23 protein-coding genes and 1 tRNA gene are annotated in these 26,411 nt (G+C 42.5%); 6 read left to right on the top strand and 18 right to left on the bottom strand.

Annotated features, from left to right (window positions below; all coding sequences use genetic code 11):
- Nucleotide 1: 1 nt before the first annotated feature.
- The 3 genes from EO130_RS08695 to EO130_RS08705 form a co-directional block, all read right to left on the bottom strand.
- A complete protein-coding gene (locus EO130_RS08695; protein ID WP_127141122.1) occupies nt 2-718 on the bottom strand; it encodes an NRDE family protein in 717 nt (238 codons plus the stop codon).
- Nucleotides 706-1,191: a DinB family protein gene (locus EO130_RS08700; RefSeq protein WP_127141123.1), complete on the bottom strand. Its 486-nt coding sequence runs from the start codon at nt 1,189-1,191 to the stop codon at nt 706-708. The genes EO130_RS08695 and EO130_RS08700 overlap by 13 nt, the downstream gene beginning before the upstream one ends.
- A 66-nt stretch (nt 1,192-1,257) precedes the next feature.
- A complete protein-coding gene (locus tag EO130_RS08705; protein WP_127141124.1) occupies nt 1,258-1,701 on the bottom strand; it encodes a YHS domain-containing (seleno)protein in 444 nt (147 codons plus the stop codon).
- Between the two features lie 395 nt (nt 1,702-2,096).
- Between EO130_RS08705 and EO130_RS08710 the strand changes: the two genes are divergently transcribed.
- The 3 genes from EO130_RS08710 to EO130_RS08720 all read left to right on the top strand — a co-directional run bounded on the left by EO130_RS08710 (nt 2,097) and on the right by EO130_RS08720 (nt 7,452).
- Complete coding sequence (locus tag EO130_RS08710; protein ID WP_127141125.1) at nt 2,097-2,651, top strand: hypothetical protein; 555 nt, start codon at nt 2,097-2,099, stop codon at nt 2,649-2,651.
- A gap of 224 nt (nt 2,652-2,875) precedes the next feature.
- Entirely contained in the window at nt 2,876-5,278 is a 2,403-nt protein-coding gene (locus tag EO130_RS08715; RefSeq protein WP_127141126.1) for a hybrid sensor histidine kinase/response regulator, read from the top strand.
- Nucleotides 5,279-5,619: 341 nt separating this feature from the next.
- Entirely contained in the window at nt 5,620-7,452 is a 1,833-nt protein-coding gene (locus tag EO130_RS08720; protein WP_127141127.1) for a sensor histidine kinase, read from the top strand.
- Nucleotides 7,453-7,635: 183 nt separating this feature from the next.
- Here the strand turns inward: EO130_RS08720 and EO130_RS08725 are convergent.
- The 15 genes from EO130_RS08725 to EO130_RS08795 all read right to left on the bottom strand — a co-directional run bounded on the left by EO130_RS08725 (nt 7,636) and on the right by EO130_RS08795 (nt 23,924).
- Nucleotides 7,636-7,712 (bottom strand) — tRNA-Arg (locus EO130_RS08725).
- A gap of 12 nt (nt 7,713-7,724) precedes the next feature.
- The gene (locus EO130_RS08730; RefSeq protein ID WP_127141128.1) at nt 7,725-8,177 is read right to left on the bottom strand and encodes a GatB/YqeY domain-containing protein; all 453 of its coding nucleotides are present in this window, start codon (nt 8,175-8,177) and stop codon (nt 7,725-7,727) included.
- A gap of 99 nt (nt 8,178-8,276) precedes the next feature.
- A complete protein-coding gene (gene ftsZ, locus EO130_RS08735) occupies nt 8,277-10,265 on the bottom strand; it encodes a cell division protein FtsZ (protein ID WP_127141129.1) in 1,989 nt (662 codons plus the stop codon).
- A 27-nt stretch (nt 10,266-10,292) separates the two neighbouring features.
- Nucleotides 10,293-11,627 carry a cell division protein FtsA gene (gene ftsA / locus EO130_RS08740; RefSeq protein ID WP_127141130.1) on the bottom strand — a complete coding sequence of 445 codons (1,335 nt, stop codon included), beginning with the start codon at nt 11,625-11,627 and terminating at the stop codon, nt 10,293-10,295.
- Nucleotides 11,628-11,630: 3 nt separating this feature from the next.
- Nucleotides 11,631-12,350 (bottom strand): cell division protein FtsQ/DivIB, encoded by a 720-nt coding sequence (locus EO130_RS08745; protein ID WP_127141131.1) that lies wholly within the window; start codon nt 12,348-12,350, stop codon nt 11,631-11,633.
- A complete protein-coding gene (gene murC, locus EO130_RS08750; RefSeq protein WP_127141132.1) occupies nt 12,340-13,689 on the bottom strand; it encodes a UDP-N-acetylmuramate--L-alanine ligase in 1,350 nt (449 codons plus the stop codon). The genes EO130_RS08745 and murC overlap by 11 nt, the downstream gene beginning before the upstream one ends.
- A gap of 115 nt (nt 13,690-13,804) precedes the next feature.
- Entirely contained in the window at nt 13,805-14,896 is a 1,092-nt protein-coding gene (gene murG / locus EO130_RS08755; RefSeq protein WP_127141133.1) for an undecaprenyldiphospho-muramoylpentapeptide beta-N-acetylglucosaminyltransferase, read from the bottom strand.
- Nucleotides 14,883-16,088, bottom strand: coding sequence for an FtsW/RodA/SpoVE family cell cycle protein (locus EO130_RS08760; protein WP_127141134.1), 1,206 nt, complete (start codon nt 16,086-16,088; stop codon nt 14,883-14,885). Before EO130_RS08760 ends, murG begins: the two co-directional genes overlap by 14 nt.
- 3 nt (nt 16,089-16,091) lie before the next feature.
- Nucleotides 16,092-17,426, bottom strand: coding sequence for a UDP-N-acetylmuramoyl-L-alanine--D-glutamate ligase (gene murD, locus EO130_RS08765; RefSeq protein ID WP_127141135.1), 1,335 nt, complete (start codon nt 17,424-17,426; stop codon nt 16,092-16,094).
- A 2-nt stretch (nt 17,427-17,428) separates the two neighbouring features.
- A complete protein-coding gene (gene mraY / locus EO130_RS08770) occupies nt 17,429-18,649 on the bottom strand; it encodes a phospho-N-acetylmuramoyl-pentapeptide-transferase (protein WP_127141136.1) in 1,221 nt (406 codons plus the stop codon).
- An 8-nt stretch (nt 18,650-18,657) separates the two neighbouring features.
- The gene (locus EO130_RS08775) at nt 18,658-20,121 is read right to left on the bottom strand and encodes a UDP-N-acetylmuramoyl-L-alanyl-D-glutamate--2,6-diaminopimelate ligase (protein WP_127141137.1); all 1,464 of its coding nucleotides are present in this window, start codon (nt 20,119-20,121) and stop codon (nt 18,658-18,660) included.
- Nucleotides 20,118-22,127 (bottom strand): penicillin-binding protein, encoded by a 2,010-nt coding sequence (locus tag EO130_RS08780; RefSeq protein ID WP_127141138.1) that lies wholly within the window; start codon nt 22,125-22,127, stop codon nt 20,118-20,120. The genes EO130_RS08775 and EO130_RS08780 overlap by 4 nt, the downstream gene beginning before the upstream one ends.
- Nucleotides 22,127-22,444, bottom strand: a complete 318-nt coding sequence (locus tag EO130_RS08785; RefSeq protein WP_127141139.1) for an FtsL-like putative cell division protein — start codon at nt 22,442-22,444, stop codon at nt 22,127-22,129. Before EO130_RS08785 ends, EO130_RS08780 begins: the two co-directional genes overlap by 1 nt.
- 129 nt (nt 22,445-22,573) lie before the next feature.
- Nucleotides 22,574-23,476, bottom strand: a complete 903-nt coding sequence (gene rsmH, locus EO130_RS08790) for a 16S rRNA (cytosine(1402)-N(4))-methyltransferase RsmH (protein WP_127141140.1) — start codon at nt 23,474-23,476, stop codon at nt 22,574-22,576.
- Entirely contained in the window at nt 23,469-23,924 is a 456-nt protein-coding gene (locus EO130_RS08795; protein ID WP_127141141.1) for a division/cell wall cluster transcriptional repressor MraZ, read from the bottom strand. Before EO130_RS08795 ends, rsmH begins: the two co-directional genes overlap by 8 nt.
- Before the next feature lie 265 nt (nt 23,925-24,189).
- Between EO130_RS08795 and EO130_RS08800 the strand changes: the two genes are divergently transcribed.
- The 3 genes from EO130_RS08800 to EO130_RS08810 all read left to right on the top strand — a co-directional run bounded on the left by EO130_RS08800 (nt 24,190) and on the right by EO130_RS08810 (nt 26,410).
- Nucleotides 24,190-24,954, top strand: a complete 765-nt coding sequence (locus tag EO130_RS08800) for an alpha/beta fold hydrolase (RefSeq protein ID WP_127141142.1) — start codon at nt 24,190-24,192, stop codon at nt 24,952-24,954.
- Between the two features lie 2 nt (nt 24,955-24,956).
- On the top strand, nt 24,957-25,571 hold the full coding sequence (gene yihA / locus EO130_RS08805; protein ID WP_127141143.1) for a ribosome biogenesis GTP-binding protein YihA/YsxC: 615 nt from the start codon (nt 24,957-24,959) through the stop codon (nt 25,569-25,571).
- A gap of 110 nt (nt 25,572-25,681) precedes the next feature.
- Nucleotides 25,682-26,410: a pirin family protein gene (locus EO130_RS08810; protein ID WP_127141144.1), complete on the top strand. Its 729-nt coding sequence runs from the start codon at nt 25,682-25,684 to the stop codon at nt 26,408-26,410.
- Nucleotide 26,411: the final 1 nt, after the last annotated feature.

Here is a 26,411-nt window from a genome sequence, read left to right on the forward strand (position 1 = left end):
GTTAGTGCATGAGTTGATTGGGCGCGAAAGGTACTTGAAAAAATTTATCGCTTCGCAAATCCAAATGGCGCATTACGGTTTGCTCGGAATGCAAAACCACTTGGGTAACGCTAAAGGTCTTCAACCCTGTTTGTCGATCAATAATAAAACCGTTTTCAAAGTCACTATGATTGTTGGAATGGAAATCCATTATCTTTTCATGAGAAATGGCATTACTGTCCGCTATAAACTTCTCAAACAAGTGCTTCCGGTGTGCAATGACATCATCTCGATATAAAGTTGCGGATGACCATATATGGTTCTCTTGAGGGTCCAAGGGCTTGAAATATTTCTGGTGACCATCCCATCTAAATTCCAACAATTTCTTATGAAAAAATACTAAAGTAAAGGGCTCAATCTGAAATAAATCCATATTTTCCAAAAACACGAAGGGCTCTTCCGAAGCTATGATGTCCAACAGCACCAACCCCCTACTTTTGGCATAATTTCCGTTGGATGTGTGATTCACGAAGGCCCCATTCAGCAAGACGGCAACGGCGCCATCTTCCTTCAGCGCAAACCAGGTACCCCCCGCTTTGGCATCTTTTGGAAAAAGAACCTTTACATTACCGATTATCACTTCTTTGGGCTCCAATGCTGACGGTCTCGACACATGTTCATCCCTGTTGGAGGTAATCCAGTAATTTTCACCTTGGGAAATAAAACTTACTGTGCACATTGCTTTCTATATTGCATGGTGGACGGGGCTACCCCAAAGGACTCCGGTATATTTTGGTTGGAAAAATATTGAATCCCTACCTTGATCAAGGCTTGATGATGTATGGTGTGTTCCAAATTGTACATCACCTCCCTAAAATAATTGGAATCCAAATCATTTTCTTCACCTCCCAGTTCGTAGCTAATCCGAATCGGCTTGTTTGGTTTTTCCAAATGTTGTTGAATGTATGAAATGCATTCCAACGCATAGCTCAAATCCTCTTCAATCTGAAGGTTACGCTCCCTGCGGTCATACGAAATTTTGGAAAAATCATACCCTTGGACCAAACAAAGGTATAGTTCAATAATGTGTCGTGTATGCTGGCCAATCGAGGCATCGGACAAGGTTTTGCAGGGTTGGGAATAACAGTCGGCAGGCAACTCCAAAAGCACTTGCTTAAACTGCTCCAAGGTTTCCATGGATGATTTGAACATGATGTTTATTTATTGGTGGTTTCGATTCGTTTTTTGATTATTGGTCCATTAAGATAGAAAGAATATTCAATTTTTGATTTGCTCCCAGTTCTCGTCTGCCTTGGAGACCAACTCGTTTGGCGATTCGCTGAGCCAAAACTCCAAGGTGTTGTTTTTGCCTTTGTTATAAAACAGATAGAGCCTGCCTTTCCTGATTTCATACGTAAGTGGGTCAACATTCACCTTCTTCCCATTAACGGCAACAGCATAGGCACAATAGCCCCCATATTTTGGCAAATAGGCCGTTGGGTCGCTCTGGAACTTTTGCAAATGGGCTTTGCTCGCAAATTGGAATTTGGTACCGTCGTATGTTGTAGTAAACTCCTTTTTTCCCTCGACTGGTTCGCCCTCAAAATAGGAAACCACATCGTAGCCGTGGATGGCGTAGCCGTTTTTGGTATTGTAATCGATGGACTGTGTCCAACCGGAGGTACTTGTGGACAGTATGAACAGTATTAAAAATATTCGCATGATTTTCTGATGTATTTATGGTAGGAATGAATGCATTACCCAAGGATTAGTCAAGAACCGCATAAAATCCTTTCAGTTGCCTTGCTAATTTCTTCAATTATGAAATGTAATAGTCCCTAGACACGACTTTCCGTAACCACCCAAAAGATCAAAAGCAATAAAAAATTGTAAGATAATTCGCATCCTGATTTTCACAGATCAACCCAAAAGGCCCATCCGTCAATTCAAAAGGGGCATCCGTCAATTGGTTCAAAATCGGATAAAATCTCCATCTAACTTTGACATCGAAACAAACAACCTCCATCTAAGATTTTGGCCAACGAAGGGTAAAGAAACACTAACTGTGAAAACCCGAAACCAAGTCCAAAATGGAACCTTAACAAAGATCAAAAATTATGAAAACAACAACTTTGAATTTTTTGAAAATGGGTCTGTATGCGATTATGGGCCTTAGTGTACTCTTAACCTCTTGTTCCCCTGAAGACGGAAAGGACGGTATTGATGGCAAAGATGGTGCCCAAGGGCCAGCCGGACAAGATGGGAATGCCGATGTACTCGCCTCTGAATGGCAAAATATTGAGTGGAACCTAAATTCACAACAAAATTTTGGAGTCATGCTTATAGAAGTTAAGGATATCGATTTGCAAGAATTTATCACCACGGGTGGAGTTATCATGGTATATTTTAAGCTAATACTTGATGAATCAGATACTGTTGTTTATTCACTTCCGGCTACCTTAGGCAACCTGTATGTCGATTTTGCACTTTATGATTCTACTGATACTAGTGGAATCACTATCACAATGAGTAGTTCAGACAACATTGTTCCAAGTTACGCAAACAACCCGAACTATAATGTCCGTTACGTACTAGTGCCAGCAAACGTATCAGAAGCAAGCGGTTTAAATCTGAACAACTATAAAGAGGCATCCAAGATTCTAGGGCTATAAGCCTACCTACCTATTACATATGGAACCACGCAAGCCCGATGCGACATAAACGATGTGCATCGGGCTTATTCTTTTATTCGTTCATCGAAGATTTTGGCATTACATCGCATCATATCCCTAGAAAAGCCTGTTAATCGCATAAAATGAAATAATCCAGGCATTGCCAACGTTCAAATAAGCAAATATGTTCGCTTTCCCAATGGCGAACCTAAAAAGCCTACTTCATGCGCCGCATAACTCCCCCCACATCCTATGCCGGTATTTCGGTCCTGTTTTTATTATGGTCCTTCGTTTGCCATGCACAACTGCATCCTGAAAAAATCGATTCCGATATTATTTCCCTTCGTTCCCAGACCTCTCTGTTTTTCGCAGGTGAAAAAGCTTATAGCTTTAAGGAAATCCAAGGACATAAAGAAGCGGATTTTGTTCCATTGACCAGTGTAAAGGAAAACCTCGGGTTTTCCAATGAACACTATTGGCTAAAATTTACCTTGGATAATCCATCGGACCAGTTTGCCAATTATTATTTGGAAACTGCCCGACCCATCACGGATGTGGTCGAATTGTATGTAGTCAATAAAAATGGCAAAGTAAGTAAGCAAATCAGCGGTGATCAAATCCCGTTTGCCAAAAAGAGTGTCCAACATAGAAAATCCATTTTTGACATACGGCTAAAGCCCAATGAAAAGTTACAGGCCTTTTTACATCTAAAAAGTGATGGCGAAGTGGTCATGCTTCCCATGAAACTGTACCAAGAGAGTAGTTTTTTTGAGCTTACCTACAAAGAACAGGTATTCTATGGTTTCTTTTACGGAATCTTGATCTTGGCCTGCATCATTTACCTATTCTTCTTTTTTGCCTTAAGGGACCGGGCTTTTTTGTATTACCCGCTTTATGTACTTTTTATTGCATTGATGCAATTCTCGTTAGATGGCTTTTTCCATCAATATTTTACCCCACAGGGAGGATGGCTGTCCGATCGAGCCGTACTGTTAACGGCTTTTGTTTCCCTTTTCTTTTTTGGCAAATATGGTGGCTCCTACCTCGATTTGAAAAAAAATAGCCCTGTGTTGCACATCGCCAACAAGGTATTGGCCTTTTCTTTGATTGTAGGTCTCACCCTATTGGCCGTTGCCCCGTCATTTGAGTACTGTTATCCATTGGCCAATGGTTTGGGCATCTTGGTTTTGGCCCACATGATTGTTTCTATAGTTGTGTTGAAAATCAAAAAAGTAAAAATTGACCCCTACTTCATCATAGGTATTTCCTTTTTGCTTATCGGGTTTATTGTTTTTATCCTGAACAATTTCAATGCGATTGAAAATTCGTTCCTTACCAGTAATGGGGCCAAGTTTGGCATAGGCTTGGAAATTGCATTCCTATCCATCTCCATGATCAACAGGATAAGGGACCTTAGAATGCAAAATGAGCAAAACCAACTATTGGCGCTGCAAAGAGCTGAGGACATGAACCAAATCAAATCATCCTTTTTATCCAATATCAGCCATGAATTGCGAACTCCCTTAAACCTGATCATGGCGGTAGCCTCTTCACTTAAAGAGGAAAAACAGGATAAGGAGCTCGAAGAAAAGTGCAAATTGATCTTGGGCTCATCCAAGAACCTTTTGGGCCATATTGAGGATATCTTGGATTTTACCGTCATCGAAAAGGGCGATCAAGAACTCAAAGAAGTACCCTTTGAACTGAAACCGACTCTACAAAAAGTAATCGATCAACAGAGAAAGAAAGCACTTGCCAAAGGGTTGGAGTTTAAGAGCTCAGTTGATGAAAATTTACCTGCCCGCATCGTGGGTGACAAGGCCAAGCTTACCCAAATCTTGAATCATTTAGTGGACAATGCCATTAAATTTACCAATGTAGGTGCAGTGGATATAGACATCGCTTGCAAAAAGAAAGATGACAGAGCATCACTCGATTTTACCATTAAGGATACCGGAATTGGGATATCTAAAGAAAAGATGAGCACCATCTTTGAATCGTTCACCAAGAAATCCTTCATGGACAAGCGGGAGTTCAGTGGTTTGGGCCTAGGCCTTTACATTGTAAAAACCTATGTCGACTTACAGAAGGGAACCGTTGAGTTCATTGACAATGATGTTAAAGGTACCATCTGTAAACTGAGTTTGAATTTTGAGATAGAGGAGGATGAAGAGATTTTGGAGCCAGTTCCAAATGCCATTGTTGATAAGAATGAGTCAAATCAATACAATGTACTGCTTGTGGAGGATAACAAAATGAACCAAACCGTGGTAAAACTGTTGTTCAAAAAGAACTTGCCCAATGCGAAACTTAGCATAGCCAACCATGGTAAAGAAGCACTTGAAATACTAAAAGATGGTAGCTTTGATTTTATTTTGATGGATTTGCAAATGCCCGAAATGGATGGTTTTGAGACCACTTCCATCATACGAAGTGGAAAGGCTCCTTGTGAACCAAAAATTCCCATTTTAGTGCTCACCGCCGACAATACCGCGAAAACACGTAAAAAGATTTTCCGATTAGGGGCGAACGACCTTCTCACAAAACCTGTTAACGGCCCGCGTCTGTTGGCAAAAATGCAGAAAATATCGATCGTAGATGCCGCAAAGATTGATAAGGTGGCATAAACCTATGAAAACAAAAATGGTAGGCTGAAAATAAATCAAGTTTATACCATAACTGCCAAAAAAACAAGAAGCATATCAATCCCCAGCGTACCTGAACCTGAATACCTCAGGTTTGTCCCTTATTACCCATTGATACAAAACACTATAACAAAAATTTAACCCTTTTTTTCTGAATTAAATAATCGTTTAAAGATTAGTGATATGTATTAATTACTTACAAAATACACCCAACTGAAAAAATTAGATGATTTATTAAAAAAGTCTCAAAAAAACAGCCAAGAATTGCCTATTTTAATTGAAGTCATTTACCCCATAATGATTTATATAAAGACGGCTCAATAATGAAAAAAGAGAAGCTACAGATAGGGTTTAGTGGTGGAATCTTGTTTTTCGTGTTATTTTTTTTTGTCCAACCGTTAGTCTCGCAAATAGCCCAATCAATCCCATATACCATTTTTGAAACTCAATTGGACACGGTCAGTTTCAATGGCAATATGTCACAAATTGATTTCAAAGCTCCCCCTGATTCCAAAACGACCTCACCAAAAAATATTTATTGGACCAAACTAGATTTTTCCTCGGTTTTTCCGGAAAAGGCACAAGACGATAGCAAGTGGATTTTGGATATAGGTTATCTAAACCTTGCCAAAATATACTTTCTTAACGAGGGTAGGCTGGATTCCACTATTCTGGGCAGTTTTGAACTGAATAAAGATTTTACCGGTAGTTTTGAGTTTTCACGTGATCAATTATTGAATGATCAATTTCTTCTATTAAAGTTTTCTAAGCTAAACAATAGACAAATCCTCGGAAATAAAAAGTTTATGTTGTATCCCAAAGAGCAACATAAGTTTCTTAAAGATTATGTACACGTAGCACAATCAAACATTATAGCATTGAGCTATTTATTGTGGGGAGGTGTTTTTGTGGGCATTGTAATAAGCTTAATCTTTTATCGCACTTTCAAACAACGTGAATATATTTATTATAGTTTGTATGCGCTATCATTGGCCCTTTTTCTAGGTCGCTTCGGGATAGACTGGTATGCCAATCACATAGGAAATTACTCCTTAGTGAATTTTATATTAAATAATGCGTTTGAACTTTTGGCCGGGATGTTTTATGCATTATTCCAGAAGCACTTTTTAGGAACAACTATTAACTATCCCATATTGGACAAAGTGATTCAAGGAGCTGTGATAATTTTTATTTTCTGGCTCTTGTTTGATACTGCCGTGATCATTTTTGAAAAATATACGCTTCACCTTGTGCTTTTGGATATAAGAGCAGTTCTTTTATCTATTTTGGTATTGTTCGCCATATTATATCTATCCATAAACTTTAAATCAAACCTAAATTGGTTTATCATAATTGGGTCTTTGATTTATGGCACGGGTTCCGTTCTGGTATATCTTACTGGAAATGGAAATTATCTTAGGTTGGCAGCCATAGGAGAAATAACGGTATTTTCTCTCGGTTTGGGCTATAAAGTGCACTTGGAAAACAAAGAAAAAATAAAGACGGAGCAAGAAGCTTCCATGACATACATCAAGCTTTTACGTTCCCAGCTCAATCCACATTTCCTTTTTAACGCTATGAATTCCATACAACAATTGGTATTGTCCGGGAATAGGACAAATGCTTTGAATTATCTTGGAAAATTTAGCAAACTAATGAGGTTCACTTTGGAAAGTTCCTCGCAAGAAAGTATCCTTTTGTCAAACGAGATAAGTTTTTTAAAAACCTATATGGATCTTGAGGCTTTGCGATTTGATAATGGATTTGAATATAGCATTGAAATCGATAAAGAAATCAATCCCAATACAATAGAAATTCCTCAAATGGTTTCCCAGCCCTTTGTTGAAAATGCCATAATCCATGGATTAATACCCAAAACCAATGGACCCAAAAACATCTGGATTTATTTTAATAAAAAGGATAATGATATCATTGAATGTATTATCGTGGACAATGGTATTGGGCGTGCAGCCAGTCAAGAACGTAAAACAAACTATACCCGTCATAAATCCATAGGGATATCCCTGATAAAAAAGCGCCTAGATAATCTTAGAAAAAATAGTTTCAACGATTCTACTGTAAATTTTGAAGATATTCATGATAGCCATGGTAAACCGCTAGGCACCAAAGTAACCCTTACCATTTTAGTTAAATAAACTGAGATTCCATTTTTGTAATCCAATTAAAAATCGCCCAATACTTAAAACAGAAGTTTAAAACTTGTTGCCAATGGGAACTATTAATTTATCTTAAGCCGAAATCAAAAAGATGAAACAATCAAGATATTCACTTTCCATGAAAACAAAAAAGCAAGCTTACAACTAAAGCTTGCTTTTTTGTGGTGACCCAGGGAGGATTCGAACCCCCAACCCTCAGAGCCGAAATCTGATATTCTATCCAGTTGAACTACTGGGCCAATTATTTTATCCTACGAACCCAGTTTTGCCTTGACAATGGCTGAAATGGTCTTCCCGTCAGCCTGACCGGCCAACTCCTTGGAAACAATCCCCATCACCTTGCCCATATCCTGCATTCCCGAAGCACCAACAGAATCAATGGTCTGTACGACCACTTTTTCTATTTCCTCTTCGGTTAGCTGTTCCGGCAAAAACTTTTCAATCACAGCAACCTGTGCCAATTCTGGTTCGGCCAAGTCTTCACGACCTTGTTCTTGGTAAATTACAGCGCTATCCTTGCGTTGCTTTACCAATTTCTGAACCAATTTTATCTCATCCTCTTCAGACAATTCTGCTCCACCGCCTTTATCGGTTTTGGCCAGCAAAATAGCTGATTTAATGGCTCGCAACGCTTCCAAGGCAACGGTATCCTTCGCCTTCATTGCGGCCTTCATCTCAGTCATTACCTTATCCTGCAAACTCATCTATTTCCATTTAGAGCGCGAAGATAAAAAATAAACCCGAAAGTATGGTCACCTTCGGGTTTATGCTTTCCATAAAAATGGAAGTTAATCTAAACACTACTAATCAACATTATCGTGCAAAAAAGAGTTGTTGGAACGCAGTTGCAGGTCATCGTTGCTGTCCTCCCCCAATGTGGTTCTGGAGACCTTTTGCTCCTTCGGAACATCACTCAAATCCACTCCTTGGCGTTTGTATGCAGGCTCCTTTTCGATATCATCTATACTGCTCCTGTTATTTTGGAACTTATAGTTGAAATTTTTCAATTTTCTTCTACGCTCATCGGCACGGTTCTTCAAAATTTCGCTGATGGAACTGTTCATGGGGTCAAGGCTATCCGTAATTTCCTCTTGCTTGCCAGAACCTTCTTTTTCTTCAACCTTGACCGTTTTTTTCTCAAAAACAAGCTCGTTCTCCACTAATTTTGGCTCATGGGTCTCCGCTTTGGATTTGGCTCCTGTCAAACGTTCCTCCAACTCCATATACTCTTGAAGATCATATCGGGTCTCCCCTTCCTTCTTGTATTCCAGCACAGGTTTTACCTCTACATAATCGTTTACTTCTACATCCCCTAGACCGTCATCATCAAGATTAAAGGTGACCGTATGCTGCTTTTCTTCTTCTTCCTCAGTATGGTTCAAAGGCATATCAAAGCTAAGCGTAAACTGGTCTTCATTGCTCTTTGGCGACACCACTTCGGCATCGATGACATCAAAACTATCGATAACGTTCTTTGCTTCAATAATGACAAAATCATCTTCAACCTTATCTGCGACCACTTCCTCATAGAACACATTGAAGTTCCTGATATAGCTGGTCGTCGGAATCAAATCAGGGTCCTTTGCCGGAACTTTGGCCACTGGCTCTTCCTCTTCCATTTCCAAAGTATGTTTCACCACCTTTGGTTCTGGCTCAGGGGTTGGTTCCGGTTGTGGAGCTGGTACCTTTTCCGTTCTGACTTCCTGCACCGATGTTGATTCGGGTGTTAAATCTTGCTCGGCGATTTGTTCGTCTTCCAAAGTGTAAAACACCTTTTTGGACTCTGTGTTTACAATATTGTCTTGCTGGTCCACATTGAATCCTGTCGCAATAACAGTAACTGCAATGGCTTCACCAAGGCTTTCATCTTCTCCTACCCCCATGATAATGTTGGCTCCATGGCCAGCTTCTATTTGGATATGGTCATTGATTTCACCGATTTCATCTATAGTGATTTCCTGTGAACCGGAAACAATCAATAGCAACACATTTTTGGCACCGTTGATCTTATTATCGTTCAACAATGGTGAATCCAATGCTTTCATGATCGCTTCTGTTGCCCTTGCAGAACCGGATGCTGTTGATGAGCCCATAATGGCCGTTCCACTGTTTGAAAGCACAGTTTTGGCATCCCTAAGGTCAATGTTCTGGGTGTAGTGATGTGTAATTACCTCTGCGATACCCCTTGCCGCAGTGGCCAAAACTTCATCAGCTTTTGAGAAACCTGCCTTAAACCCAAGATTACCGTATACTTCCCTAAGTTTATTGTTGTTGATGACGATTAAGGAGTCCACATTGGCACGAAGCTTTTCAATTCCAAGTTGTGCTTGTTTGTTACGCATGGCACCTTCGAACTGGAATGGCATGGTAACGATCCCCACGGTAAGAACATCCATCTCCTTGGCCAATTTGGCTAAAACCGGAGCAGCACCAGTACCAGTTCCTCCGCCCATTCCTGCCGTAATGAATGCCATTTTGGTATTGTGCTCCAACATGGCCTTCAAGTCTTCCATACTCTCCAAGGCAGCTTGTTCGCCAATCTCAGGATTGGCACCTGCACCCAATCCTTCCGTAAGGGAAACCCCTAGCTGGATTTTGTTGGGCACTGGACTGTTCTGCAAGGCTTGGGCATCTGTATTACAGATTACAAAATCCACTCCGTTGATACCGGCCTGGAACATGTGGTTGATGGCGTTGCTTCCGCCCCCACCAACACCTATAACTTTAATTACGTTGCTCTTGTTCTTGGGCAGATCAAAAGCGATGTTGTCAAATTCAGTGTTCTTACTCATGACAGTTGTGTTTCTCTATTGGGGTTATTACTCTGCATTGTCCAAAAAGTCCTTCAACTTTTCTGACCATTTATCAAAAATGGATTTACGCTCCGTATGGGTAACTGTATTGGCTTTAGCTCCCATCTCGGTTTCCTCACCTACCAAGACCTCCTCTTCCTTGAGTTCTTCTTCTTGGTGTTTTATTTTTCTATTTTTCTTCTTGGATTCCAAGGAATTCATCAGCAAGCCGACAGCGGTAGCGTACAACGGGCTAGCCACTTCCTCGTCCGAATCACCAGCCAAGTGCTCGTTAGGATAACCTATTCTGGTATCCATTCCCGTAATGTATTCGACCAATTGCTTCAAATGTTTCAATTGGCTTCCGCCTCCAGTAAGTACGATGCCTGCAATCAATTTTTTCTTTTGCTCTTCGTGACCGTAATTTTTAATTTCCACATACACCTGCTCGATGATTTCCACCACTCGTGCGTGAATGATCTTGGAAAGGTTTTTCAAGGTAATTTCCTTGGGCTCTCGGCCTCTAAGCCCAGGTATCGATACAATTTCATTATCCTTGTTCTCTCCGGGCCAAGCAGAACCAAATTTTATCTTCAACAGTTCAGCTTGCTTCTCGATAATCGAGCAACCTTCTTTGATATCCTCTGTGATGACGTTGCCCCCGAAAGGAATAACGGAGGTGTGACGAATGATTCCATCCTTGAAGATGGCCAAATCCGTGGTTCCGCCACCTATATCAATCAAAGCAACACCGGCTTCTTTTTCCTCTTGACTTAAAACGGCATCTGCGGACGCCAATGGTTCCAGCGTGATGTTGCCCAAGTCCAACCCAGCACTTTTGATACATCTTCCAATATTTTTTATCGAAGAAACTTGGCCTACCACAACATGAAAATTGGCCTCTAATCGACCACCATACATCCCAACAGGCTCCTTGATTTCGGACTGTCCATCCACTTTGTACTCCTGAGGCAGCACATGGATGATTTCTTCACCCGGAAGCATCACCAACTTGTACACTTGGTTGCACAGCTTGTCCAAATCCTCATTGTCTATCACTTCTTCAGAATTGGGCCTGGTGATATAATCGCTGTGGTGTAGGCTACGGATGTGCTGACCAGCAATGCCCACGACCACGGAGCCGATTTTTAGACCGGAATTCAATTCGGCCTGTTCCACAGCTTGCTGTATGGAGGATATGGTCTGTGTAATGTTGTTGACCACACCACGGTGAACACCCAAACTTTTAGACCGCCCGGTGCCCAAAATCTCGATTTTTCCATACTCATTTTCCCTACCTATGATCGCTACGATCTTGGTAGTTCCTATATCCAACCCAACTGAATAATTACCTTGTTCCATACGTTATATTTTGGTGCAAACCACTTGATTGTTGAATTCCAAACTCACCGTTGCATAATCCTCCAAGGAATTGTCCTTGGCCGCCTTTGCATAAAAGGCCATAAAATTTTTGAACTTTTTGTTCAAATTGTCCACTCCGCCCAGGTTCACCACAAAGTTTTCCATGCGGAACCTAAGCTGATATTTACTTTCTTCCTCTATATGTATCCCAATGACATTCTTTCTCAAAAAATCATCATTGTTGATATAATCCAAAATCACGTAGGCATCCTCGAGGGTTTTTCCCGTGATTTTCCCTGTAATGATGGGCACCCTTGCCGAATGGTATCTCGACAACGGCATGCGTTTGCCCTCATCATCCAAATAAAATTTGGAGGTGCCTTCTATTCTTCCAATTGGCTTTCGCTGAACAATCTTGGATACAAGTTCCCCGTTTACAGTGAGATAGACCTGGGCATTTTTGACCATATCGTTGGATAGTATAACCTCCTCTATGTTATTCAAAACTAACTGTTCTTTGGACCTATTCTCTAGAGCTCCGTATTTTTGTATTAACAATTTATTAACCGCATCTTCAGTTAAATACAAATTGTTTTCACCCACAAATTTTACGGTCACTCCCTGTACCGTTCTGCGTTCGTTTCTTTGGCCGGCAAACCCGTAAAGCGCAATTACGGCAACCGACAAAAATGCAAGTTTTATGTAATCCCAATTAATGCGCATAACCCACTATTTTTTTGATTTTTGGCACTTCCATTCCAATATCCCCTGCACCAAGAGCAACCAACACCCCTGTTTTACAGTTCTTTACCTCTTTCAATAATTCCAATTTTGACATCAGTTTTTTATTGGGGTTTTCTATTTTGTCCAACAGCCATTGCGATGTAACACCCTCAATAGGCTCTTCGCGGGCCGGGTAAATGTCCAACAGGATGATTTCATCAAAATCGGAAAGGCTTGCTGCAAAATCATCCGCAAAATCCTGCGTACGTGAAAAAAGGTGGGGCTGAAAAATGACGGTTATCTTTTGTCCTGCGTGCATCTCACGAATCGCTTGGTGCACCGCACTAATTTCCGTTGGATGGTGCGCATAATCATCGATGAAAACAAAATTCTCCTCCTTAATTTGGTATGAAAATCTGCGTTGTACCCCCTTAAAGGTTTCCAAAGCTTTGGCAAGGCGGTGAGGTGGGCAACCTGTTTGCACCGCCATCGCAAAAGCAGCTAATCCATTGAGCAGATTGTGTCTACCCGGCTTGTTGAACTTTACGTCCCTGATCACCTCGGAAGGTGTTACGATATCAAATATGTAGGCTCCATGTTCAATTTTGATGTTTTCTATGCAGTAATCGGCTCCATCCTCTATGCCAAAAGTGGTTCCTTCCAAAGGAAGTCCCTTTCGCACGAACAGCTTTCCGCCCGGCTTGATTAGTTCCACAAATTCGCGGAATGAATGCTCCAATTCTTCCTTTGTCCCATAAATATCCAAATGGTCGGCATCCATGGATGTGATACAAGCCACTGTTGGCGTCAATCGTAAAAACGAACGATCGAACTCATCAGCCTCCACTACCGAATATTCGGTGCCATCCAACACAAAGTTGCTATCGAAATCTTCCGAAATACCGCCCAAAAATGCGGTCATGGGCAATTCACACTCCTTGAGCAAATGTGCCAAAATACTGGATGCAGTGGTTTTACCATGTGTGCCAGCAACGGCCAAACAAAAGGAATCTTTAGTGATGATACCCAACACCTCGGAACGCTTTTTAAGGTTGAAACCTCCGTTTTTGTAAAACTGGAATTCGGAATGTTTCGAAGGAACTGCAGGGGTATAGACCACCAAGGTGTCCGGATGTTTGAAAGTATCGGAAATCAAATCGACGTTGTCCTCAAAATGCACGGAAACACCATTTTCCATCAAACCATCGGTGATGGGCGTAGGGGTGCGATCATACCCAGCCACCTCTTTGCCCACGAATGTGAAATAGCGCGCCAAGGCGGACATTCCGATACCACCAATACCTATAAAATAAACGCTATGTATATCCTTCAAATTCATACAGTCTTCCTGTCAGTTCGAGCGCAGTCGAGAACATTGCTTGGGAACATTATTGCCACCTCTCGACTGCGCTCGAGGTGACACTTTTCCATATTTTGCAAATCGTTTCCCTGCATTATTTCTTTAATAATTTTTCAATTTCATCCACAATATGTTCCGTAGCCTTGGGCATAGCCATTTTTTTGATGTTTTTTCCCAATTTTTCTCGTAACTCTTCGGAGGCCATTAAGTTTGAAAAACGGGTTTCAAATTCCGCATCCAAGTCATACTCCTTAAGCATGATTGCAGCATCTTTCGCAACCAAGGCTTTGGCATTTTGAGTTTGATGGTCCTCCGCCACATTGGGCGATGGAATAAAAATGACTGGTTTACCCACCAAACAAAGCTCAGAGACCGACCCCGCACCTGCCCTTGAGATGATAACATCGGCGGCGGCGTAGGCCAAATCCATTCGGTCGACGAAGGCCATGACCTTTACCGTATCGGATTCGTGCTTGGCGTATTCTTCATGATATAATTTGCCACATTGCCAAAGCACCTGCAATCCTTGTTCTTCAAAAAATTCTAGTTCCTTTTCAATCAATTGATTGATTCGTCTTGCCCCAAGACTACCACCAAGTATCAGTACGGTTTTTCTACTGCTATCCAATCCAAAAAAGGTAGCTGCTTCATCCTTGCCTACTTTCGTGTTCACTAAATCGGTACGGATAGGATTACCAGTCTTCACAATCTTTTCCTTTGGAAAAAATCGCTCCATGCCATCATAGGCCACACAGATTTTCTCCGCTTTTCCAGCCAATAGTTTGTTGGTGATTCCCGCAAAGGAATTCTGCTCTTGAAGCACACAGGGAACGCCCGAGCTCTCGGCCATTCTCAACAATGGTCCGCTGGCAAACCCTCCAGTGCCTATGGCAACATGGGGCTTGAACTGCTTCACTATTTTGCGTGCTTCGAACAAACTACTTATCAATTTAAAGGGAAACATGAGATTATTAAATGTCAGTTTCCGTTGTATTCCACTTATCCACAAGCCCTTTATTTCATATCCGGCTTGTGGTACTTTTTCCATTTCCATTTTATCCTTGGCTCCTACGAACAAGAATTCTGCATCGGGATATCTCCGTTTCAACTCATTCGCAATAGCCACGGCAGGGTAAATATGTCCTCCCGTTCCTCCCCCAGAAAGTATAAACCTATATCTGTCCACTTAATACTTCTAAAGGGTTTGTTTCATCTATTCCATGGGATTGCTCCTCTAAATTTTCTTTTTTGTTACTCGCGCTCAATACGATTCCGATGGCCATACAGGTCATCCAAATGGAGGTTCCCCCCATACTTATCAATGGCAACGGCTGACCGGTAACCGGGAACAACTGCACCACCACGGCCATATTGATAAAGGCCTGAAACACAATCGGCAGCCCTACGCCAATCACCAATAATTTTGAAAAAACCGTTTTGGATGAATGTGCCACAACCACGATACGGAACAGCAATAAGAGATAAAAGAAGAGCAAAGCTCCCCCGCCCAACAATCCATATTCTTCAATGATGATGGCAAAAATGAAATCCGATGTACTTTGCGACAACATATTCTTCATCACACTCTTCCCTGCTCCTTTGCCCACCACGCCACCTTCGGCTACCGCTATTTGGGCCAGGGTCAACTGGTGCAGGTCGTCCTTGTCGGCTTGCTCAGGATGAATAAAGGTCTCTATCCGTGATTTCCAAGTTCCAGCACGTTGTGGCAATACCTCCGGTGCTTTGAACAGTACAAACAGAAACATTCCCGCAAATACGATTCCCGTAGCTACCATAGCAAACAGATATTTTAACGGGTATCCGCCCAAAAAGCATAGTACCAGCACCATCAAACTGATAATGGCGGCCGTAGAAAAGTTTTCGGGCAAAATCAATAGTACTACCAAGGCCACAGGCAGCCAGAGCGGCAAAATACTTTCTTTAAAAGTAATCTTGACATCCTTGATCTTGGTAAGGTATCGTGCTATCCAAATCATCAAAACCACAGCTGCCAGTGTTGATGTCTGAAAATTGACCCCGACCAAAGGAATCTTGATCCATCGGTTGGCCGTAACCCCACCAATTCGGGTTTCAACCGTTAAGGTGTAAATCAACAATAGAATTACGATGGGCATGGCGATAATGGACAAGCCTTTAAAATAATGCGTAGGTATCCTGTGCACGGCATAGATAATTCCGAAGCCCAAAAAGAGCAGTACGGCATGCTTGACCAAATGCCCAAAAGTGGTCCCATCCCCGTTTACATAAACCAAATTGGTACTAGCGCTGTATACAGGCAAAAATGAGAAAAGTGCCAAGAGGGCCACTACGCCCCAAATGGCTTTATCACCTTTCAGATTTTTGAAAATTGCGAACACGTTCTACAAATTTTTTACGGCGTTTTTAAATTGATTTCCCCTATCCTCATAATTTTTGAACAGGTCGAAGCTGGCACATGCCGGGGACAGCAATACGGCATCCCCTCGTTCGGCGATTTTGTAGGCAACTTTAACGGCCTCTTCCATGGAATAGGTCTCTACCATCAAGTCGATTACGTTGCCAAAAGCATCGATCAATTTGGAATTGTCAACGCCCAAGCAAACAATGGCCTTTACTTTTTCTCGTACCATTGGCATTAACTCAGCATAGTCGTTCCCTTTATCCACACCACCGACAATCCAAACAATGGGCTTCTTGATACCATCCAAAGCATAATACGTAGCGTTCACGTTAGTGGCTTTTGAATCGTTGATGTATTCCACATGATTGATCTTCAACACTTTTTCCAATCTATGGGGTACGCCCTGAAACGATTGAATACTGTCGCGAATGGCCTCTTTTCTGACCTTCACCAACATGGCAGCCATACTTGCGGCCATTGTGTTTTTTACGTTGTGCTGACCTTCCAAGGCCAAAATATCTTCACTCATTTCCAAGGTTTTATGTTCTAATTTTATTTTTATCGTTTTGTCTTCCAACCAAGCTCCTTCTTCCAATTTTTGCTTTACCGAAAAGGGCACCAATTTGGATTGAATAGGGTGCTTTTTCAATGCCTCCCGAATCACGTCATCATCAGCATCATAAATCAAATAATCGTTGGCATCTTGATTCATGCCTATCCTACATTTGGAGGCGATATAGTTTTCAAATTTGTACTCATATCGGTCCAAATGGTCGGGTGTGATGTTGGTGATTATGGCGATATGCGGTTTGAAATCCACAATACCGTCCAACTGAAAACTGCTTATCTCCAACACATAGTGGTCAAAGTCCTTTTCGGCCACCATTTTGGCGTAACTGTCGCCGATGTTCCCTGCCATACCTACATCCAGACCTCCATTTTTCAGAAGGTGATAGGTAAGCATGGTCGTGGTGGTTTTTCCGTTGCTCCCAGTGATTCCGATCAAAGTGGCATCCGTATATTTCGATGCAAATTCAATTTCCGAAATCACGGGCACCCCTTTTTCAACCAGTTCCTTTACCAACGGCACCTTATCTGGAATGCCAGGGCTTTTCATCACCAGGTCGGCATTCAAAATTTTGGCTTCGGTATGCTCACCGGATTCCCATTCAATCTCAAAATGTTCAAGAACTTCTTTATATTTTTCTTGGATTTCGCCTTTGTCCGAAACAAAGACCTCAAATCCTTTTTGCTTCCCCAAAATGGCTGTTCCAACGCCACTTTCTCCTCCTCCGAGTATCACCAAACGACCCATGCCTATCGAATTTTAAGGGTAACGATACTGATGATGGCCAGCATAATTCCGATAATCCAAAAACGGGTCACTATTTTGCTTTCGTGATAAGATTTCTTCTGATAATGATGATGCAACGGCGCCATCAAGAATATGCGCTTGCCCTCTCCATATTTCTTCTTGGTATGCTTAAAGTAGCCCACCTGCAACATCACGGATAAGGACTCAGCAAAGAAGATTCCGCATAAAATGGGAATCAATAGTTCTTTTCTGACTATGATGGCGATTACGGCAATGACGCCCCCGATGGTCAAACTGCCCGTATCTCCCATAAATACTTGAGCCGGAAAGGTGTTGTACCATAAAAAGCCCACCAAAGCTCCAGCGAAAGCGGCAATGAACACCACTAATTCCCCTACCCGAGGTATATAGAAAATATCGAGATAGCCTGAGAACAGTATGTTTCCAGATATCCAGGCAAAAATCCCAAGGGTCAATACTATAATTGCCGATGAACCTGCTGCCAGTCCGTCGATGCCATCGGTCAAATTTGCACCGTTGGATACGGCTGTCACGATCAAAATCACCACAGGAATAAAGATGAGCCACGCATAGTCTTCCGCTCCTTCACCCATCCATGAAATGAAATCGGCATAATCTAGTTCGTTGTTCTTGAAAAACGGGACGTTGGTCCTAAGTGTTTTGGTCTCTTTGCCGTAGACCTGCTCCACTTGAAAGTTTTTGGTTATGGTGGTGGTGTCCTTCTCTTTGATGGTTACTGCAGGATGGAAATAGAGGGTGAGCCCAACAATCAGTCCCAAGCCCACTTGGCCCATCACTTTAAACCTTCCTTTAAGACCTTGTTTGTCCTTTTTAAAGATTTTAATATAGTCATCAACAAAACCGATAATGCCCATCCAAATAGTGGTCACGATCAACAGGATGACGTAAATATTTTTAATGTCAGCAAAAAGAATCACGGGCAAAAGGGTCGAGATGATGATGATCAATCCGCCCATGGTAGGCGTTCCTGCTTTTTGTTTCTGCCCTTCCAAGCCAAGGTCACGTATACTTTCGCCTATTTGTTTTTTCTGAAGGAAAATAATGATACGCTTTCCGTAGACCATCGCTATCAACAGGGACAACAATACGGACATGGCCGCCCTAAAGGTGAGGAACTGAAAAAGTCCCGCTCCGGGAAGCTGGTATTGTTTCTCTAGATATTCGAACAGATAGTATAGCATGGACTACATTACTTTTTTAGGCTTTCCAGCGCTTCTTTTACTTCTTTAAAATCGTCAAACTCTACCCGGACCCCATTGGTTTCCTGATAGGTTTCGTGGCCCTTTCCCGCCACTAGGATAATATCGTTGGGCACCGCCAATTTGCAAGCGGCCTTAATGGCCTGTCTTCTATTTTCTATGGACAGCACCTTGCGAACGTTCTGCGCTTCCACTCCAGCCTCCATCTCTTCGATGATGGTTGTGGGCGATTCGGTTCTTGGGTTATCCGAAGTAAATATGGCCTGGTTGCTCATTTCGGATGCGATATGACCCATAACCGGACGCTTAGACTTGTCACGGTCACCACCACACCCCACTACGGTGATGACGTTTTCATTTCCAGTCCTCAATGCATTGATGGTTATCAACACATTTTTTAGTGCATCCGGCGTATGGGCATAATCAACAATAGCCGTTATCTTATCTTTTGATATGTAATATTGAAACCTGCCATCCACATTTTCCAGCTCACTCATCAATCGTAGGATCTCCATTTTTTCGAGACCCAAAATATCGGCGGTGGCGTAAATGGCCAGTAAATTGTACGCATTGAAGTCCCCAATTAGCCTAGACCACAATTCATTGTCATCTACCTTTAACAACTGACCGTTGAATTGTTTTTCCAAAATTTGGGCCCTGTAATCAGCAAAGGATTTTAAGGCGTAGGTATATTTTTTGGCCTTGGTGTTCTGCAGCATCACCAAACCATTTTTATCGTCGTTATTTACCAAGGCAAATGCCTTTTTGGACAGTCCGTCGAACAACTTTTTCTTGGTGTCTCTGTATTCGGCAAAGGTTTTATGGTAATCCAAATGATCGTGGGACAAATTGGTGAAAATGGCGCCTTCAAAATGCAATCCCTCAGCTCTTTTCTGATGGATTCCGTGTGAGCTTACTTCCATAAAGCAGAACTCTACCCCAACTTCGTTCATTTTGGACAGATAGTTGTTGGTGGTAAGCACATCGGGAGTCGTATGGGTTGCTTTGTATTCCTGATCATCCACCAGCACTTTGATGGTAGAAATCAATCCCACCTTAAATCCAGCTTTTTTGAACAAATTGTACAAGAGTGTGGTTACCGTAGTCTTTCCGTTGGTACCCGTTACCCCGACCAGTTTCAGGTTCTTGGATGGGTTACCATAAAAATTGGAAGCGATTACGGCCAAGGCACTATTGCAATTAGCAACCTGCAAATAGGTAACGCCGTTCACCATGAGCTCGGGAAGTTCTTCGCAAACGATGGCCCTGGCCCCAAAGTCTACGGCTTTTTGGATAAAGTTATGACCATCGGCTACCGTACCACGAATGGCCACGAACACATCATCCATCTCCACTCTTCTGGAATCGAAATGCACATCGTTCACCATAACGTTGGTATCCCCGCTCACTGCGGAGAGACTTACTCCATATAATATGTCCTTCAATAACTTCATGAAAGCTCCAATACTATTTTTTTGACTTGCTTGATGCTAGTTCCTTGGTTCACTGATTGATTTTTAACCTTTCCATTACCATGCACCTCCACTTCTATTCCTAAATTCTCCAATAAGGAAACTGCATCCATTCCACTCATTCCTCTGAGATTGGGAACAGTACTGTGTTTCTTTTGGACTTGGGCAAAGTATTGTTTGTATGCTTCGTCCAGCTTTTTGTCCTCTATCAGTTTGCCATCTACCTCATCGACCATGGGTGAAATGGCATGAATCTTTTGTGCCATGGACTTGAATACAGGACCCGATACATCAGCACCGTAGTAGCCCTCTTCTTTATCCGGCTCATGGATAACAACAATGCACGAGTATTTTGGATCATCTGCCGGAAAATATCCCGCGAAAGATGATATGTACGCCAATTTATCTGGGTTCTTCTCCACATAATTCTTTTGCGTGGTGCCGGTTTTGCCTGCCATGGAAAAGTTTTTGGAATACATTCGATGGCCGGTTCCATAATCCTTCTCCACAACATCCTTTAAAAGTTGTTGTGCTTTTTTTACGGTTTCCTTGGAACAGATGGAAGGATTGAGCACCTCTCTATCAAATCGCTTGACCACCTTGTTTCCCTCCCGGACCTCTTGTATCAAACGGGGCTTTACATATTCGCCATCGTTGGCAATGGCATTATAAAAGGCCAAAGTTTGAATCGGGGTGAGCGAAACCTCATACCCATGCGACATCCAACCAAGGGAAATACCGGACCATCCTTTATCGCCAGGGTACCGAATGACCGGGTCGCCCTCCCCTATAATGGGAAGGTCCAATTTTTTATGAAGCCCCATGTTCATCAGGCGATTGACGAACTTTTCGGGTTGCTCTTTGTAATTTTCATGTATGATTTTGGCGAAAGCGGTATTGGAGGAAACAGCAAAGGCCTCGGCAGCCGAAATCTTACCATATCCGCCCCACTTGGAATCTTTCACCACCCCATCATAGATACGATAGCGGCCTTTTTCGGTATCAATCACGGTACTCGTATCGATGACCTTGTCTTCCAAAGCAGCTACCATGGACATTAATTTAAAGGTAGAACCTGGCTCATGGGACTCCCCGACCGCATAGTTCAATTTTTCGTAATATTTTCCTTCTGAGGTCCTTCCCAAATTGGAAATCGCCTTGATTTCGCCCGTCTCTGTTTCCATGACCACCACACAACCGTGGTCTGCCTTATATTTTTCGAGTTGCTTTAGCAATTCGTGATGGGCAATATCCTGTATGTTGATGTCGATGGTGGACACCACATCCAAACCATCTTTGGGCTCCACAATATTGTCCAGCCCAACAGGCTTCCATTGTCCCTTGGCTATTTTCTGCTTTAATCGCTTGCCTTCTTTGCCCCTCAAATAGGTTTCTCCAAAGGCACCGTCCAGCCCCACACGTGTGTAGTATCCATTTTCATCCACACGCTCATAACCAATACTTCTGGCCGCCATTTTTCCCAAAGGATATTCCCGAACCACTCGATGCGTTTCTATGAATCCACCTTTATAGGGTCCTAGATTGAACAATGGAAATTGTTTGATGCGGACATAATCCAGATAGCCCACATTACGGGCCACCAATTGATATCGATTACCATTGGCACGCGCTTTTCTAAACAATTGCCTGTAATACGAAGAAGGTCTGTCGAACATATTGCCCAAGGAATCGGAAAGGGCTCCCACGTAGTTTTCAAAATTTTCTTGGGAGACGGTCTGCGCATCGAACCTGATTTCATATTTGGGAACGGATGCGGCCAACAAGCTACCATCCTCCGAGTATAGGTTACCCCGATTGGGCTCAATGGTAAACATCTTCTCGGTCTTGCTCAAGGCGAGCTCCTTATATTTTTCGCCCTGCACCATTTGGATATCCACCAACTTTACCACTACGGCAATGGCCAAAACAAGAAGTCCCCCAGCTACGAGGTACAGTCTGTTCATGATATTTTTTTCCGTAATGGCCACTATTCCGCTGATTTAACTTTGATTTTTTTTGGTGGGTTTTGTGATGGCACCAATCCTTTTTCGGCCACCACCTCCCGCAAGGTCGATTCGAGTTTCAATTGCTGTACACTGGAACGGGCTTCGAAAAACTCACTTTTAAGTTTTCTAACCTCCTCATTGAGTTCGGCAATCTCCAATACTTTTTTATCGGCATTATGACTGCTGGAAATCATCAAAGCCGCCAAGAAAGAGGCAAACAACAAAAACATCCAGTTCTTGGGAGCATCCCCGCTCACCAAAAACTTTCCTTTTAGTATGTCCAGTAATCCTTTTCTCATATTGTGTTCTTTTTGTATTCCCGCGCAGGCGGGAATCCATCCACATCCCATCTTTCGACTTCTAGTTCTCTTACGCTTCGACTACCCCTTCGACTGCGCTCAGGGTGACAGCTCAGCGTCCGAGAATTTTTATGTTTTTTCCGCAATGCGGAGCTTTGCACTTCTTGCTCTATTATTATTGGCTATTTCTTCTGCTGATGGAGTGATCAACCCCCCTATTTTTTTCAAGGGAACATTGATATTCCCATAAAAATCCTTTTCCGGCTCTCCCTCAAACTTTCCTGATCGGATGAATCGTTTGGCCAATCTATCTTCCAAGGAATGATAGCTGATAACACTCAATCGTCCACCTTCCTTCAGCACCTCTGGCACCTGCTCAAAAAATTCCTTTAGCACCTCGATTTCTTGGTTGACCTCAATTCGAATGGCCTGATAGATCTGTGCCAAAATTTTATTCTCTTTCATTTTGGGCAAAAACCTACTCAACACCTTTTTAAGGTCATCGGTAGTTTTGATGGGCTCCTCCACCCTGGCCTCAACTATGGTTTTGGCCATGGCATTGGCATTGCGCAACTCGCCATATTGAAAAAGAACCGATGCTAATTCTTCTTGGGAATAGGTGTTTACGACCTGATAGGCCGATAATTCGCCGCTTTTGTCCATCCGCATATCCAAATCCGCATTGAAACGGATGGAAAAACCTCGTTCAGCCTCATCGAACTGATGGGAGGAAACCCCAAAATCCGCCAAGATTCCATCAACTTTCCGAATGCCATAGAACTTCAAAAACTGTTTGAGATAGCGAAAGTTCTGATTGATCAATTGAAACCTCTCATCTTCCAATGCATTCTGCAAGGCATCTTCATCTTGATCAAAGGCGAACAATTTTCCGCCCTCACCCAATCTTTTCAAAATTTCTTTGGAGTGCCCACCGCCACCAAAAGTGACATCCACATACACTCCATCTTGCTTTATGTTCAATCCGTCCACCGACTCTTTCAAGAGTACGGGGTTGTGGTATGCACTACTCATCGTCGTCAAAAATCTCCTCGGCCAAATCGGCATAGTCCTTCTCACCTTCTGCCAAGACTTTCTCGTACATATCTTTGTTCCAAATCTCGATTTTATCAAAAACCGCGTTCAGGACCACTTCCTTTTCTATAGCCGCAAAATCAACCAGGTTCTTGGGAATTTGAAGTCGTCCGGAATCGGCATCAATGCTCACTTCCTTCATACCTGCCACAAAATTTCTCACAAAAGCATCATACTTTCGGTTGATTTTGCTTTTCTTCATCACCTTCTGCATCAAGACATCGAACTGTGCTTTGGGATATAGTTCCAAACACTGCTGAAAGACCGACCGTTTGATGACAAACCCATCCTTGATTACGGGCACCAATTGGTTCTTCAAAGAAATGGGCAACAATACCCTTCCTTTGGAGTCCGCTTTGCAATCATGTTGTCCGATGATATGGGTCACTAGAAATCAATTGGTTAGTTAATACAACTCAAATATATAGATTTTATTTCCACATTTCTCCACTTACCACCACTTTTGTTAATAAATTCTCCACTTTTAGACGAAAAGCACATCTCCTTACCCTCAAATGGAAGCTGAGTTTTCTTGTTGATAGGAAATGTGTTTTGTCCGGAATTGAAAAACTTCTGTCGGATATGTTAAAAACCTAAAATCTTTGTGATATGAAATTCCTATATTTGCGCCTCTTACTACCAACTGACTATAGATGGAAGAGCACTTAATTGAGGATGGCAAATACCGGTATATAGAAAAGGGAGAAGGTACTCCCATGATCATACTACACGGTTTGATGGGAGGGTTGAGCAACTTCCAAGGCGTATCGGAATATTTTCCATCGAAAGGCTACAAGGTGCTGATTCCCGAACTGCCCATTTACGACATGCCCCTCTTGAAGACCACGGTAAAGAACTTTGCCAATTTTTTGGAGGGCTTCATTGAGCACAAAGGACTTAAAGATGTGATTTTGTTGGGAAATTCACTTGGCGGACACATTGGCCTCTTGCACACCAAAATGTTTCCTAAAATGGTCAAGGCATTGGTGATTACCGGCAGCTCTGGACTCTATGAGAGTGCCATGGGCGATGGTTACCCAAAGCGCGGCGACTACGAGTTCATCAAAAAGAAGGCAGAAGACGTATTCTACGACCCAAAAGTAGCCACCAAAGAAATCGTTGATGAAGTATTCGCTACGGTAAACGACCGAATGAAATTGGTAAAAACGTTGGCCATTGCCAAAAGTGCAATTCGCCACAACATGGCCAAGGATTTACCACATATGCACACGCCAACCTGCATTATTTGGGGAGAAAATGATACGGTGACCCCTCCAAATGTAGCCAAGGAATTCCATGAGCTCTTGCCAGATTCCGATTTGTATTGGATAGAAAAATGCGGCCACGCCCCTATGATGGAGCACCCCAACGACTTTAACCGAATTCTGGAAGCTTGGCTGAAAAAGCGTAACTTCTAGGCATGAAAATCACCTCGGCAGAATTTGTGATGAGCAACTCGAATGTTGCCAAATGCCCCAATGAACCGTTGCCCGAATATGCGTTTATCGGGAGGTCCAACGTGGGAAAATCTTCCTTGATCAATATGCTGGTAGAGCGCAAAGCATTGGCCAAGACCTCGGGAAGACCTGGAAAAACGCAGCTCATCAACCATTTTAAAATCAACAGCAATTGGTTTTTGGTGGACTTGCCGGGATATGGCTATGCCCGCGTCTCCAAAAAAGACAAAAAGACCTTTCAAAAATATATCACCGACTACTTCCAACAGCGCAAACAACTGGTCTGCGGTTTTGTTTTGGTGGATATACGCCATGACCCGCAACCTGTGGATTTGGAATTTATGGAATGGCTGGGCACCAACCAGATTCCCTTTGCTATTATTTTTACCAAAGCGGATAAACTGAAACCCAATGCCATCGAACGCCAAGTAAACTATTATTTACAAAAATTATTGGAAGGGGCCTGGGAAGAAGCACCTCCACATTTCACCACTTCCTCCAGTAATCGAATGGGACGGGAAGAGCTTTTGGAATTTATTGATGGCATTAACCAAGAGTTTTTTCAAAGCAACAAATAATAGCAAAGCTCCCAATTTTACCGATGAGCCAAAACGGTAAGATTCTGTTGATAGGTACGACTAATCCCATACCCAAAAATTATTTTTTTAACTATTAAAAGATTGATAAAATGAAATCTGTATTGCACAAAGCAGCGACCCGCGGACACGCAGACCATGGCTGGTTAAATTCATACCACACCTTTAGTTTTGCAGGATACCATGATCCAGAGCGCATGCACTTTGGGGTGTTGCGCGTACTGAATGACGACCAAGTTGCTCCTGGAAGAGGTTTTGGCACCCACCCACACGACAATATGGAAATCATTTCCATTCCTTTGGAAGGGGATTTGGAACACAAGGACAGCATGGGCAATACCACGACCATTAGGGAAGGTGATGTTCAAGTAATGAGTGCAGGAACCGGGATTCAACATAGCGAATACAACAAAAACAGTGACCAAGAGGTTAAGTTCTTGCAGATTTGGGTTTTCCCCAACAAACGTAATGTGGAACCCCGATACGACCAGATTTCCATTCGGGATATCGAGAAGGAAAATGCATTTTACCAAGTACTTTCGCCCAATCCTGATGACGAAGGAGTTTGGGTACACCAAGACGCTTGGTTCCATTTAGGGAAATTTGAGGCAGGTGCCACCGATTCCTATCACATCAAAAAAGAAGGGAATGGGGTGTATGCCTTTATTCTGGAAGGAGCAGTGGAAATAGATGGTCAAAAATTGGACAAACGGGACGGTTTTGGTATTTGGGATACCGATTCGTTTAACATTACATCACTTACCAACAGCAGGGTGTTGCTTATGGAGGTCCCCATGAGCTTAGACCAAATTGGACGATAAG

Source organism: Flagellimonas marinaquae (assembly GCF_003992675.1).
Taxonomy (GTDB): domain Bacteria; phylum Bacteroidota; class Bacteroidia; order Flavobacteriales; family Flavobacteriaceae; genus Flagellimonas; species Flagellimonas marinaquae.